The organism is Malaciobacter marinus (assembly GCF_003544855.1).
Taxonomy (GTDB): Bacteria; Campylobacterota; Campylobacteria; order Campylobacterales; family Arcobacteraceae; genus Malaciobacter; species Malaciobacter marinus.
On sequence record NZ_CP032101.1, the window covers coordinates 1540455 to 1554138 of the forward strand.

Annotated in this window: 14 protein-coding genes; 5 read left to right on the forward strand and 9 right to left on the reverse strand. The window is 25.1% G+C overall.

Features of this window, described 5'->3' with window-relative positions; translation table 11 throughout:
• Positions 1-4 precede the first annotated feature (4 nt).
• From AMRN_RS07640 to AMRN_RS07655, 4 genes are read right to left on the reverse strand one after another with little or no spacing between them, the layout of a single operon-like run.
• On the reverse strand, positions 5-223 hold the full coding sequence (locus tag AMRN_RS07640; RefSeq protein ID WP_099310882.1) for a hypothetical protein: 219 nt from the start codon (positions 221-223) through the stop codon (positions 5-7).
• A 2-nt stretch (positions 224-225) separates the two neighbouring features.
• Positions 226-453: a (2Fe-2S)-binding protein gene (locus AMRN_RS07645; RefSeq protein WP_099310883.1), complete on the reverse strand. Its 228-nt coding sequence runs from the start codon at positions 451-453 to the stop codon at positions 226-228.
• On the reverse strand, positions 446-679 hold the full coding sequence (locus tag AMRN_RS07650) for a (2Fe-2S)-binding protein (protein WP_099310884.1): 234 nt from the start codon (positions 677-679) through the stop codon (positions 446-448). Before AMRN_RS07650 ends, AMRN_RS07645 begins: the two co-directional genes overlap by 8 nt.
• On the reverse strand, positions 680-1435 hold the full coding sequence (locus AMRN_RS07655; RefSeq protein ID WP_099310885.1) for a TerB family tellurite resistance protein: 756 nt from the start codon (positions 1433-1435) through the stop codon (positions 680-682).
• 92 nt (positions 1436-1527) lie between these two features.
• Between AMRN_RS07655 and tatB the strand changes: the two genes are divergently transcribed.
• From tatB to AMRN_RS07680, 5 genes are read left to right on the forward strand one after another with little or no spacing between them, the layout of a single operon-like run.
• Positions 1528-2019, forward strand: a complete 492-nt coding sequence (tatB, locus tag AMRN_RS07660) for a Sec-independent protein translocase protein TatB (RefSeq protein ID WP_099310886.1) — start codon at positions 1528-1530, stop codon at positions 2017-2019.
• Positions 2019-2759: a twin-arginine translocase subunit TatC gene (gene tatC, locus AMRN_RS07665; protein ID WP_099310887.1), complete on the forward strand. Its 741-nt coding sequence runs from the start codon at positions 2019-2021 to the stop codon at positions 2757-2759. Before tatB ends, tatC begins: the two co-directional genes overlap by 1 nt.
• A complete protein-coding gene (gene queA, locus AMRN_RS07670) occupies positions 2743-3786 on the forward strand; it encodes a tRNA preQ1(34) S-adenosylmethionine ribosyltransferase-isomerase QueA (RefSeq protein WP_409454891.1) in 1044 nt (347 codons plus the stop codon). The genes tatC and queA overlap by 17 nt, the downstream gene beginning before the upstream one ends.
• A gap of 21 nt (positions 3787-3807) precedes the next feature.
• A complete protein-coding gene (locus tag AMRN_RS07675; protein ID WP_099310888.1) occupies positions 3808-4551 on the forward strand; it encodes a 3'-5' exonuclease in 744 nt (247 codons plus the stop codon).
• Positions 4552-4571: 20 nt separating this feature from the next.
• Positions 4572-5909 carry a sodium-dependent transporter gene (locus tag AMRN_RS07680; protein WP_099310889.1) on the forward strand — a complete coding sequence of 446 codons (1338 nt, stop codon included), beginning with the start codon at positions 4572-4574 and terminating at the stop codon, positions 5907-5909.
• A 19-nt stretch (positions 5910-5928) separates the two neighbouring features.
• Here AMRN_RS07680 and AMRN_RS07685 read toward each other — a convergent pair whose 3' ends face one another.
• The 5 genes from AMRN_RS07685 to AMRN_RS07705 all read right to left on the reverse strand — a co-directional run bounded on the left by AMRN_RS07685 (position 5929) and on the right by AMRN_RS07705 (position 13614).
• Positions 5929-7179 (reverse strand): ComEC/Rec2 family competence protein, encoded by a 1251-nt coding sequence (locus AMRN_RS07685; RefSeq protein WP_228150812.1) that lies wholly within the window; start codon positions 7177-7179, stop codon positions 5929-5931.
• 43 nt (positions 7180-7222) lie between these two features.
• Positions 7223-8641, reverse strand: coding sequence for a sensor domain-containing diguanylate cyclase (locus AMRN_RS07690; protein WP_099310890.1), 1419 nt, complete (start codon positions 8639-8641; stop codon positions 7223-7225).
• 99 nt (positions 8642-8740) lie between these two features.
• Positions 8741-10831, reverse strand: a complete 2091-nt coding sequence (ovoA, locus tag AMRN_RS07695; RefSeq protein ID WP_099310891.1) for a 5-histidylcysteine sulfoxide synthase — start codon at positions 10829-10831, stop codon at positions 8741-8743.
• A 13-nt stretch (positions 10832-10844) separates the two neighbouring features.
• Positions 10845-13055 (reverse strand): tetratricopeptide repeat protein, encoded by a 2211-nt coding sequence (locus tag AMRN_RS07700; protein ID WP_099310892.1) that lies wholly within the window; start codon positions 13053-13055, stop codon positions 10845-10847.
• Entirely contained in the window at positions 13042-13614 is a 573-nt protein-coding gene (locus tag AMRN_RS07705; RefSeq protein WP_099310893.1) for a gamma-glutamylcyclotransferase, read from the reverse strand. The genes AMRN_RS07700 and AMRN_RS07705 overlap by 14 nt, the downstream gene beginning before the upstream one ends.
• Positions 13615-13684: the final 70 nt, after the last annotated feature.

Consider the following 13684-nt stretch of genomic DNA (forward strand, 5'->3'; position numbering starts at 1 on the left):
ATAATTATATCTCATCTTTTTTTGTTTTTTCATAAAGCTCATCTAAATATCCTAAACTAGTTTGCGAAATATTACTTTTTTTAACTTTTAATTCATTTTTTATTGATAATAATTCATCTATTTCAAAATATTCTAAAAAACTTGGATTTATATCTACTGTTTCATCTTTATTTACTACTATAAGTTTTTTTATTTCTTCAATTAATTCTTTTTTTTCTTCCATAATCATTTCTTAAATTTTTTTAATATTTGTGTTAAGTATAGTTCCATTTTTTCTTCACCAATGTCACAACTTGAATCTTGACAACATTTACAACAAGTCCCAGCATCAGTTAAATGACCTAAATCTTCTAATGTACTTGCATCTCTTTCTTTAATTGCATAAATAATTTCACCTAAAGTTACATGTTTGCAATTACAAACTTCATAAGAATGAGGGAAACTTTTAGCCATCAATTCTCCTTATATAATCATTTAAAATATCTTTACAATAAACTTTCTTTTTAATTTTACCAAAGTCAGTCTCTTTCATAAGGCAAAATCTACACTCAGTTCCTGCGTTTGTAAGCTCTTGTATTTTACCTAAATTACAGTTTTTGTAACTAATAACTTTTTTTATGTCCCTAACAGTAACATTTTTACAATTACAAACTTCATAAGCGTCATCAAAACTTTGCAATTATTCGCCTCTTGATTTTTTTATTATTTCATAAGCTTCGTTAATTTCTTGAAGTTTATTTGTTGCTTCATCAATAATATTTTGACTTGCTCCTTGACCTGCAATTATATCTGGATGATGTTTTTTTACTAAAGTTCTATATTTTTTCTTAATAATATTACTATCATCATCTTTTCTTGCTTCTAAAACTTCATATGCTTTTTCTAACGATATTCCCTCTGCTTCTTTTTGCTTTTTATAAAACGTCTCAAAAGCATTTACTAGTTTTTGAAAATCTTCTGTTTTAATTTGCAATGCTTTTGCAATATCTTCTGTTATCATAAACTCTGTATTTGAAAAATCTTTATCAATAAATGCAAGATTTAATAAATACTCCATTATTTTAACTCTTTTTTGATAATTGTTTTTAGTTAATTTGTATAAATTTTGACAAATTTCAAGAGTATTGTTAAAGCTCTCTTTCTCTTTTTTATAAATATCTTTTAATTTTTCTCTAATTTCATCTTGATTTTCAAAATGTCTTGAAATATCATTTAACGTATGTTTTAAAAGTTGTGCTTCAAGTTCACATACTTCTCCATCTGCTTTTGCAACCTTTGCCATCAACGCTACAAGCAAGCCTGCTTCGTGTTGCATAAGATCGCCTTCAAATTTTTCTTTGATATCCAACTTAATATTTGCGAACTTTTCTGTTTTATAACTTCGTGCTATAAAATACAATATAACTGCAATAATCAATAGAACTATAAGTTTCATAAATTTCCCTTAAACATATTATTTAATTAATAGGGAGATTTTATCAAAAATTAGATAAAATTTTTTCTTTTAATACTATTTTGGAGAATTATATGTTTGGAATGGGCTTTTTTGAAATAACGCTAGTTGCAGTAATTGCAATTATTGCATTAGGACCTGAAAAATTACCTAAAGCTATGGTAGAAATAGCTAGATTTTTAAAGAAATTTAAATCTGGTGTAGAAGATGCAAAATCTACACTTGACAATGAATTAAGTATATCTGAGATGAGAGAAGAAGCTAACAAATTTAAAGCTCAAATTGAAGATGCAAAATCATCAGTAAATGTAAATAATATGGATTTAGGACTAAATGATATTATGAATGATACTAATTATGAAGAAAATGAAGTAGCTTCAAAAAAAGAAGTGACTTCTAAAAAAGAAAAAAAGAAAAAAAAGAAATCTCAAGAAAAAGATGAGATTAAAAATCTTGAAACAAATCAAGAAGAAATTTCAACAAAAGATGAAGTTTCAAAAAACGAAGACCCATCAAACAAATTTAAAGTTAAATTTGATGATGAGAAAGTAAAGGAAGATAGTTAATGTTAGAAGATTTAAAACCCCATATTGCTGACCTTAGAAAAAGATTAGTTAATGCAACAATTGCACTTGTACTAGGTTTTATTGTATGTTTTTTCTTTTATGAACCAATTTTAGAGTGGATGATGGTACCAGTTGAAGCTGTATTACCAGAAAAATCTCAAATGGTTGCAATTGAAGTTCAAGAGACATTCTTTACTGCATTAAAAGTTGCATTTTTCTCTGGATTTATTCTAGTATTACCTGTTATTTTTTGGCAATTATGGCTATTTTTAGCTCCAGGTCTTTATGACCATGAAAAAAAATTAGTAATTCCATTTGTATTTTTTGGAACACTAATGTTTTTAATTGGTGCATCATTTGCTTATTATATTGTTATTCCTTATGGATTTGAGTTTTTAATTAATTTTGGTTCAACAGTTGTAACAGTATTACCAAGTATTGGTAAATATGTAGGTTTTTTTACAAAATTATTATTAGGTTTTGGAATTGCATTTGAGTTACCCGTAGTTACTTTTTTCTTAGCAAAAATTGGACTTGTTGATGACAAAATGTTAAAAGACTTCTTTAAATATGCAGTTGTAATTATATTTATTGTAGCTTCGCTTTTAACTCCACCAGATGTTTTAACACAATTTTTAATGGCAGGTCCACTAATTATACTTTATTGTGTTTCAATTTATATTGCAAAAGTATTTAACCCAGCAAAAGATTTAGATGAAGAAGATGATGACGAAGAATAGTTTATTAGATCCATTAAAGACTTCAAGTTATGATTATACACTTCCTAAAGAACTTATAGCAACACATCCAGTAAGCCCAGCAGATAGTGCTAGGCTTTTGGTTTATGATAGAAAAACTGACAAAATAATCCATAGTACTTTCAAGAATCTTCTTGACTTTATTCCTAATGATGTAAATATTTTTTTAAATGATACAAAAGTTATCAAAGCAAGAATTTTTGGACATAAAGACTCAGGTGGAAAAGTTGAGCTTTTATTAAATAAACCTTTATTTATGAATAGATATTTAGTGATGATTAGAGGTAAGGTCAAGGTTGGAACAGTTTTAACTTTTGATAAAAATTTAAAAGCAGAAGTTTTAGAAGTAAGTGAAGATGGAAGTAGAGTTGTAAAGTTCTTCTTAAATGAAAAAGAGAACTTAGAGTTTTTAGAGTTAGTAGATATTTTAAATGATATAGGACACTTGCCTTTACCTCCTTATATGAATAGAGAAGATGAAGAAAAAGACAATGAAAACTATCAAACACTTTTTGCAAAAAAATATGGTGCAGTTGCAGCACCAACTGCTTCATTACATTTTACTCCTGAGTTATTTAAAAAACTTGAAAATAAATTTAATATAGATTATTTAACCCTACATGTAGGCGCTGGAACTTTTAAACCTGTTGATACAGAAAAGATATTAAATCACCCTATGCATAGTGAATATTTTGAAATAAATGAAAATTCAAAAAAATCATTAGATAATTCAAAAAAAGTATTAGCAGTAGGAACAACTGTAACAAGAACTATAGAATACTATGCAAGAACAAACAAGATACAAGGTGAGTGTGATTTATTTTTAAATCCATCAAACACTCCAATAAAAGTAAACCATTTACTTACAAATTTCCATTTGCCTAAATCTACTTTAATAATGCTAATTGCTTCTTTTGTAGGTTTAGAAAAAACTTTAGAAATTTATGAAGAAGCTATAAATGAAAAATACAGGTTTTATTCATATGGCGATGGAATGTTAATAATATAAACAAAAGCAAGGAAAGAATACATGCCAAAATATGTACTTTTTGATACTGAGACTACTGGAAATCAAGAGGAAGATAGAGTTATTCAATTTGGAGCAATGATAGTTGATCAAACTGGTAAAGTAGAAGCTTATGATGAGTTTTGTCAAAGTGATATACCAATAAAAATAGAAGCTATGGAAGTTCATAATATCACACCTGATATGATTGAAAATAAACCAAAAGCAACTGAAACTATATTTTATAAAAAACTTTTAGAATTAAACAATGAAGATAACTTTTTAATAGCACATAATATAAAGTTTGATTTAGGAATGATTGAAAAAGAAGGCTTTGAAAACCATTTTCAAATTATTGATACGCTAAGATGTGCAAAACATCTGTTCCCACAAATGCCTTATCATAGACTTCAATACTTAAGATATGCATTAGAACTTTACAAGGTTGAACAAATAGAAGCAAAAAAACACAATATTACTATAAAAGCCCATGATGCTATTGGTGATGTTTTGGTAATGAAACTTTTTTTATCAAAACTTGTAAAAGAGTGTAGAAAACAATATCCTGATTATAATCCTATGGAAAAATTAGTTGAACTTTCAAAAACACCTGTATTTATAACAACTTTCAAGTTTGGAAAATACAAAGGTAAAGAAGTAGTTGAAGTTGCTAAAGAAGATAGTGGATATTTAAACTGGATGAAAAGTAATTTAGATTTGGATGAAGATTTAAAATACACTTTAGAAAAAGTACTTAGTAAAATTTAAATTTAAAAAGAGGGGTATATTTGAAGAATCATTTTTCAAGAGTTGGTTTTATTTTAGCAGCTGCTGGTTCAGCTGTTGGTTTAGGTAATATATGGAAGTTTCCTTATGTTACAGGTGAATATGGTGGAGGAGCTTTTGTATTAGTTTACTTACTAGCTATTTTATTTATTGGATTGACAGTTTTTTTAGCAGAAGCAGTAATTGGTCAAAATGCCCAATCAGATGTTGCAACTTCTTTTATAAAAACATCAAAATCAAAAAATAAAAACTGGAAATTTGCTGGTTTTATAATCTTTTCAGGTTTAATAATACTATCATTTTATTCAGTAGTATTAGGATGGATTTTAAATTATGTATTTACATCTTTTGGAACATTGCCAACTGATTCAAAAACAGCAGGAAGTGCTTTTGAAACTTTAATTTCAAAAGATATAGCATCACAAATAATATATCATACTGTTATTGCAGGTTCAGTTATTTTTATTGTCTTAAAAGGTATAAAAAGAGGTATTGAAAAAATAAATCTTATTTTGATGCCATTATTAGGATTAATTTTACTAGGACTTTTATTTTACTCTTTTACATTAGATAGCTTTTCAACTGCACTTAACTTTATGTTTTATCCTGATTGGAGTAAAATTGATAGTAATGCCCTACTTGCAGCACTAGGACAAGCATTTTTTACACTTTCTCTTGGAGTTGGTGCGATTATGACTTATTCTGCATCATTACCTAAAAATGCCAATTTTGTAAAATCATCAATTATTGTTGCAATTGTTGATACTGCTATTGCAATAACTGCTGGTTTAATAATTTTCTCATTTTTATTTGAAGCAGGAGCTCAAAGTTCTGCTGGTCCTGGACTTGTATTTATTTCACTACCTGTTATTTTTTCAGGTTGGGGAGTTTTAGGACAAGTTATTTCTATTTCATTTTTTGTTGCATTAGTATTTGCAGGTATTACATCTGCTGTTTCTATGATTGAACCATCTTTGAAATTTTTTATTGAAAGATTTAATTTTACAAGAAAAAAAGCAACTATCCTTTGTGGTGGAATTTTTTATATTCTTGGTATTATTGCCCTACTTTCAATGACAATTGCCTTTAAAGATTCATTAACATTTTTTGGTAAAAATGCATTTGACTGGATGGATTTTATGACTTCTTCTGTTATGATGCCTCTTGCAGCGATTTTAACTTGTGTATTTTTAGGTTATTTTGTAGAAAAAGAGTTATTAAAAAGAATCTTTACTGCACATGTATCAGTAACTGCATTTAATATTTGGTATTTTTTAATTAAATTTATTGTACCAATTGCTATTGTCACACTATTTTTAAATAAACTTGGAATAATATAATATGTAAAGGTTTCTACCTTTACATATAAATATACAAATTAAAAAAAACCAATAAAATATTCACTCCATAAAAGAACTCTTTTTTTACTACTGCAAAAACTGAAAAACATAAATATATTACTAAAAACCATAAAGGCGTTTGTACACTATAAGTTACATAATTTATAGCTAAAAACATCTCTAAAACATCATCTAATATATATGATATTCCAAATAAATGCAAAAACAATTCCAATGGATAAAATATAGTAAAAATCAATGTAATAATAGGAGAAAAAAGCTGTAAATGGGAAGTTTGAGAAAAAACATAATGAACAATAGGATTAACAGCTAAAAATATCCAAAAATTAAATATCAAAATCATGTACATCTTAGGAAGATTTTTAAAATAGTGTAAAAATAAAAATATATAAAAAACTCCAAGTATAGAAAACCACAATGACAATGAAAATATATAATTAGGGAAAAGTGCAATTATGAATAAAAAAGTAATAAAAAGTGTATTAAAAGATAGAACTTTTATATTAGAACGTAAAAATAGTATTGCTAAAACGAACATAATAAAACTTCTTAAAAAAGAAGGTATCATATCTATTAAAATCAAATAGAATAAAAGAATAAGAGAGCTTATTATTAATATATCAAATTTTTTATTTCTATGATTAAAATATTTTTGATGAATATAGGTATAAAAAAGATTTAGTATAAAGTATATTATTATAGAAAATAAACCAAGGTGAAAACCTGATATTGCAATCAAATGAGAAATTCCAAGATTTGAACAAAACTCTCTTAAATCTTTTGAAATAGGCAAAGCTAAAAAAAGTGCATTAAATAGTTCACTTATTTTACTATTATCATGGGCTGAGTCTATTTTATCGCTTAAATAAAAACGAAGATTGAAGTTTTTTGACTTTTCCTTTTCAATAAATAAAGTTTTTGCAAAAAAACCTTTTAAATAGTCATAAAAACCAATATATTTAGAAATAAATAAAATATTTACTTTTTCAAACTTTTCATAATAATACTCTTTACTCAACCTTGTATAAAAAGTACTATAAGTGTCTATTTTTAGTTTATAAATATAGTAATTACTCTTTTCATACTTATTTAAAATAGTTGCAGAAGAAAAGAAAACTTCATCATTTGTAAGCTCTTGATATTTTGAATATTCATAAAAAATATTCAATAAAAAAATAGATAATATTATAACAAAAGCAAAAGTTAGTTCACTTTTGTTTTTTATTAGACTTATTGCTTCATTCTTCATACGAATAATTATATCAGCAAAAAATAAAAAATAATATTATTTATTATCTATATCTTATATTATTCTTTCCTGTAGTTTTTACTTCATAAAGATATGAATCAGCAGTATGAAGTATTTTATCTATATTATTGCTCTTTCTATTATCACTTATACCAAAACTTGCGGTAAAGTTAAATGTTTTATCTTTATTTACTATTATTGGTGTTTCTTCTGTCTCTTTTCTTATTCTTTCAACCTTTTCTAAAACCTCTTTAGTTTTTAGATTATGAAAAGCAATAACAAACTCTTCTCCACCAAGTCTTGCACAAATATCTTTATTGGAAATATTGTTTTTAAGTATTTGTGCAAATTTTTTAAGGACAACATCTCCTACATCATGACTATATGTATCATTTATTTGTTTAAAGTTATCAATATCTATCATTACTATATGAACTAAATCTTTTCTAAAAACTGTATCTTTAAGTAATCTTTGAACTTTTGAAAAGAAACTTCTTCTATTATCAAGTTTTGTCAAATAATCTTTATAAGCTAAATCATGCAACTCTTTATTTGATTTTTCAAGTTCATTTGTTCTTTTTGCTACACTATATTCTAATTTTTGAGTATTACTTTCTAATATAATTTGATATCTATATGAAAAATAAAAAATTATCAATAAAATAACTGCAATTATTATATTGAACAATAATATTGTATTTCTTCCTTGCATCATATAATCTCTATCACTAATGGCTTTAATAGTTACAATGTACTTATTCTTATCATCTCTTATTTCTAAATAGTTTATTATTTTTGTTTTTGTTTTTTCAACTTTATATCGGATATTATTTAAGCTATTATAAGATATTGCACTATCATAATTATAAAGTTCTTTTTGTACTAAATCTATTTTATAAAAGTTTGAATTTATATAATTAAAAAGATTTTTGTCAAATAATTTACCAGCATACATATATCCTGTTTTTTTACCACTATAATCAGTTTGTAAAACTTTAGATTTTAATACATAATAAATATTGCTTTTTTCTAAAAAAACAGATTGAGTCTCTTTGTCAATAGGCAATAACTTTACTACTTTATCATAAAATTTACTATTATGATTTAATGAAGAAAATTTTAGCTTAATATTGTTTTTTAAATCAGTATAAAAGATAAAATCTACTGGTAAGTTTTCCAGTATTTTATTATTTCTAAAGTTTCTATAAGCAAATTTATGATTTTTATTGGCTAAAAAATCATATGCATCGTCCCATTTACTATATATTTTTGCAGTTGTATTTATAAAATCCAATTGCATATTTAAATTTTTTACTAGATTTTCAATACTTTTTTTGTTATGAATTGTTTCGATTACTTCATAGTTACCAATAAAATATTTATGACTAAAGTTATACATTAAAGTTAATAATATAAAAAAACTACTTATAAATATTACTTTAAGTTTTCTTTTTTTTGTCATTGTAGTGTTTAACCTTTGTAGAGCATGTATTTTATTATTTTAGTATTAAAATGAGTTTAAAAAGTTTATATAATTATAAAAAGTAGCTTATGCTACTTTTTATTTTCTCTTCCAAATACTCATTTGTGAAATTGTATGTTGATATTTTCTTGATGTCTCTTTTATGACAAATGGAACATCAATTAATTTAAGAAGCTCATATTTATCTTCAAAATTTTTCTTTAAAGTATCAATAGTTTTAATCAGTTTATTATCTTTATAATATCCTCCAAGCCAGTTTGCTTTTGGAGTATAATCTTCAAGCCAAGTATATGGAGATAAAAGAACAAGTAATCCACCCTCATTTACCCTATTTGGGATATCATCTAAAAATTTTTGTGGATAGTATAGTCTATCTATTAAATTTGAACAAAATATCAAATCATAACCTGTATATAAAGTTTTTAAATTACAAGCATCACCTTGCATAAATTCAACTTTATCTTTAATATCTCCTAAACCTAAATCTTTTAATGAAATAGTTTTATCTTCAAATATTTCACCCTCAGATTTTAATTTAAATGTTAAGTTATCATATTTTTTAAGTTTAACCCCAACATTAATAAAATTAGCACTAAAATCAATCCCAAGTACTTCATCAAATACTTTTGCTAATTCAAAGCTACTTCTTCCAACAGAACATCCTAAATCTAATGCTTTTTTTGTTTTGATATTATTTAAATATGGTTTTAAAATATCAACTGATGCTTTAGCAAAGTTTTTTACATTAAAAAACTCTTCTCCATAATGAAACTCACAATATTGAGAAATCAACTCATCTGTTTCATAAACATTATTATTTAATTTTGTTCTACACTCATTGTCAGATTTAACATATCTAAAACCTGCATGTTGAAAAAAATGTTTTCTAAAAGCATATCTTGCACTTTTAAGTGTTTCATTTCCTAAAGAGATAAAAGAACCACCTTTCATAAGAGCATGTCTATCATCAAAAGTTGGTGTTGTAAAATCATCATATATAGGGTGTGCTTGAAAATCATCAAAAGGGTAAGTAGGTGTTATACTCCATTGCCAAACATTTCCTATTACATCATAAAACTCACCAAATTTGTATTTATCAACTGGTGTTTGATTAAAGTATTTCAAGCCTATATTTGCTTTTTTATTACCTGCATTTACATAATCATACAATCTATAATATTCATCTTCAGTAGGAAGTCTAACTTCAAAACCTAATTTTTCACTTTTATATTTACAAAAAGCTTCTGCTTCATATATATTTATATCCACAGGATAATTTAAAGGAAGAGAAACAATATTATTTATTTGTCTTAGAAAATATTTTTCATCTTTTTTTATCCAAAATATTGGCATTTTTGTTTGTGTAAAATCCAACCATCTTAAACCATCTTCTGAAAAGTATTTTAATTTTGAATATCCACCATCTTTTACAAACTCTAAGAACTCACCGTTTGATACTAAGTATTTACTTGCTTTAAAATCTTTAATATTTGCCTTATGATAAGAAAATTCATTATCCCATCCATAATAAATAGGATTTTTTCTATCTTTTTGTAAAACTATTTCTCCTGCACTTACATCAAGAAGTTCATTTTTTAAATAATCATCTTTATACTCTTTACAATATAAAAAAGATTCCTCATTTTTAAAGTGAGATATTTCTAATTCTCTTAAAAGTACAGAAGAAGTCTCGATATGAATATTTTCATGCTCAATTCCCATCAAAATAATCCACATTGGACTATCCCAATTTATTGGCATTGTAAACTCAATAGTATCAATCAAATCTAAAACAATTTTTTTTACTTCATCTCTATATGCCTTAACTTCTTCAAAAGCTGGCCAAGCATAGTTTTTACTATTTAAATCATCCCAACTCATTTCATCAACACCAATTGCAAATATTGATTCAAAGTATTTGTTTACTCTTTTATTTATAATTTTACTAACCATTAGTTTATTTATAAAAAATGTTGAAGTATGCCCATAATAAAAAATCAAAGGATGTCTTAATCTATTTGGTTGTTCATAGATTGATTTTTTATCTTTTAGTAGGTCAAACAGCTTTTCATCTAATTCATAAGCTTGAAGAAAATACTCTTTAATCTCTTCTCTTTTTTCTTCAATTGTACCCTCTTGTAAATTTATAGTGCCTGTTTTATATTCCATTGTCTCACCTTTATTAACTTAAATTATCTAAAAAATTTAAACTTGTAATATTATGATTATTTTTAAATAGTTTGTAGATATTTAATATCTGTTCATGTTCATTATTATCCATGTTTTGCCAGTGTTGTTTTAGTAATTGTTCTATTTCTTCACAAGGAAGCAACAACATACTTTTTGCTAAATAATTTTCAACTAATAACATTCCTAATCTTTTAATAGAGTTTGTTCTATTTAATGTTTCAATTCCTGTATCTGTCATAGTTATAATTGTATTTAATTCTTCTTTTGATAATTGCATTTTATTTAATATATTTAATGCTTGATTGTGTAGAACAACTGGCATTTCATCTCTATCTCCAACTGAATCTTTTAAAGCTACTCCAATTGAACCAAGATTAATACATTTTGTGATTAAATCTTCATCTTTGTTTTGTTTATTAAGATAGATAAATCTATAAGCAATTGACATATTTAAAAAAGTCGCACCATATTCAAAAGCACCAAGTGCTGGTATTGATAAACATTTTTTATAATAACTCACTGCTTTTTCATAATCACAATCCCACTCTGCATAATTTGCTTTTATATTATAAAAATGCCATAGCCATAAAGGTTCATTATCTTCATTGTGTGCAAATAATAACTCTTTTAGTTTAAATATCAAATCTAAACCTTCTTGTTTTTTCTGCTCTTTTCTTTGACTTACAATAATCCAAGCTTTTCTTTGAAAAAATCTAACTTGTGTATCTAAAGGTTTGCTTGCATTTTTTATCTCTAGCGTTTTAGGTAAACTATCATATGCTTTATCAAACTGCCCCATTCTTTCATATAAAGAACAAATACTTACAGAGTATCTATTTGGATTTATTTCATATAAATAATTTGCCAAAAGTAATGCTTGATTAAAATGTCCATTTCTTTCAAAAAGAAAAATTAACTTATCTAAAGATTCAATTGAAAGTTTTCTATATAAAGAGTCATTTGTAAGTTCAAAGTTATCTAATTTTGACGAATCAAACATTTTATTGGCTATTTTAAACCAATATTCATCTATTAACTCATAGTGTTGCTTTTTAAATACAGCATCTATAAATTTTTCTAAAATGATTAAATATCGTTTTTCATCTAAAACTATATCTTTTACATAATAGTATAAAATCAAAAGGGATATTGGATTATCAAAAATCTCAACACACTCTTCTATATGATTTCTCAAATGATAAGACAATCTTCTTTGTTCATCTTCTAATTTTTTTATTTTTGCATTTTGTGTAAAATAAATTTGCATTGATTTTTCTTGTTTTAAAAAGAAAAAATCATCAAAAGCCCTATTTATAAAGTTTTGAAAACCAGAAATTATTTGTGTTGATTTCTCTTTTGTATCTTCTAAAAAGTTTCTTCCACAATACTCAAACATTTCCAATGAAATAAAATTATTGTCGTTTTTTTCAATAATTAAAGAAGAACTTAGTTGCAATAAAGAATAAAGTTTTTGTTCTTTAACTGATAAAAGCGTATCAACATTGCATTTTTTAAAACCTTCAAAATCTTTTTTTATTTGAATATTTAAAATACCAAAACTTTTCAATCTTTTATACATATTTTTACTTTGATCATTTCTTATATAAAAGTTTACATTATTAAATCTTTTTAAAATAGCTACTACAATAACTTTCCAAAGCCAATGTTCTTCATCAACTAAATCAAAATTATAAAGATTAATTTGTGTTTTTTTATCAAGAAAATCAAGAGCAACATTTAGTTTTTTAAGTCTTCTTGTTTCTTTATTAAACCATGATTGAAGAAGATTTCTAAATTGAGAACTTTCACCATCTAAAATTGATGGCATCATAACTAAGCCAATGAAAAAGAAGCTTACAAAAAGTATTGCAACTGTATCATTAAGCTGCCATTGAAAAGGAAATTCAAAAATTATCTTTTTAAAAATATCTTCATATATAGATGCAGAAATAAGTGCAAACATAATAACAAATACGGAGATTATAGAAAAAATATATGAAGATACTTTTTTTCTTAAACTATAAAAATTTGAAGAATTTCCACATATAGAGTAAATACTTGATTCAAATGACTCTAAAGTATCACTATGAATATAAGTAATATCTATTATATTATCTTGTTTTAAAACAATATCATCATTTTTTGTTTTTCTATTTGTTTTACAAAGTTGTGAAGCAATAATATCACAATTATTTTGATTCATTCACACCTTCTTTTGCCAATTTATTTTGCAATGGATCAGAAAATTTATAACTGCCCTCTTTTAGTTCAAAAGGGAAATCTTTTAATGTTTCTTCTTTATACTTTTCTACAAAAGCATCATCATAAAACTTAAAACTTTGTGTTAACAAATCCAAATATTTTGAGGGAATATAACAGTTTTCATCTCCTTGCTTTGCTATTTTACTATCATTTGTAGTCATAAAAGCAATAACATCATCATCTAAATTGCAGCCTATAATATTCTGTTTTTTTATAATAACACTAGAGTAGTTTTTCTCTCTTAATTTTAATAGTTCAAACTCTTCATCACTTACTTTTACAACAACCCCATTTGCACTTGAACTTTCATCTATTTCAAGATTTAAAAAAACCCCATTTACATTTGCTTTGTCTTCAAAATCAATAAACTCTATTGAGTTCCAAACTTTCTTTACACCTTTAGCAGTTACAGGTATTAAATCTTCTTGTTTTAAAACTCTTTTAAACGATTTTTGTGCACTTTTTATATTTATTAAAGAACCAAAACCAAATAAATACATAAAAAAAACTCCTTGAATAACTAATTATATTCATTATATTTTACTTATCTTAAATTTACCAAAAATAAGC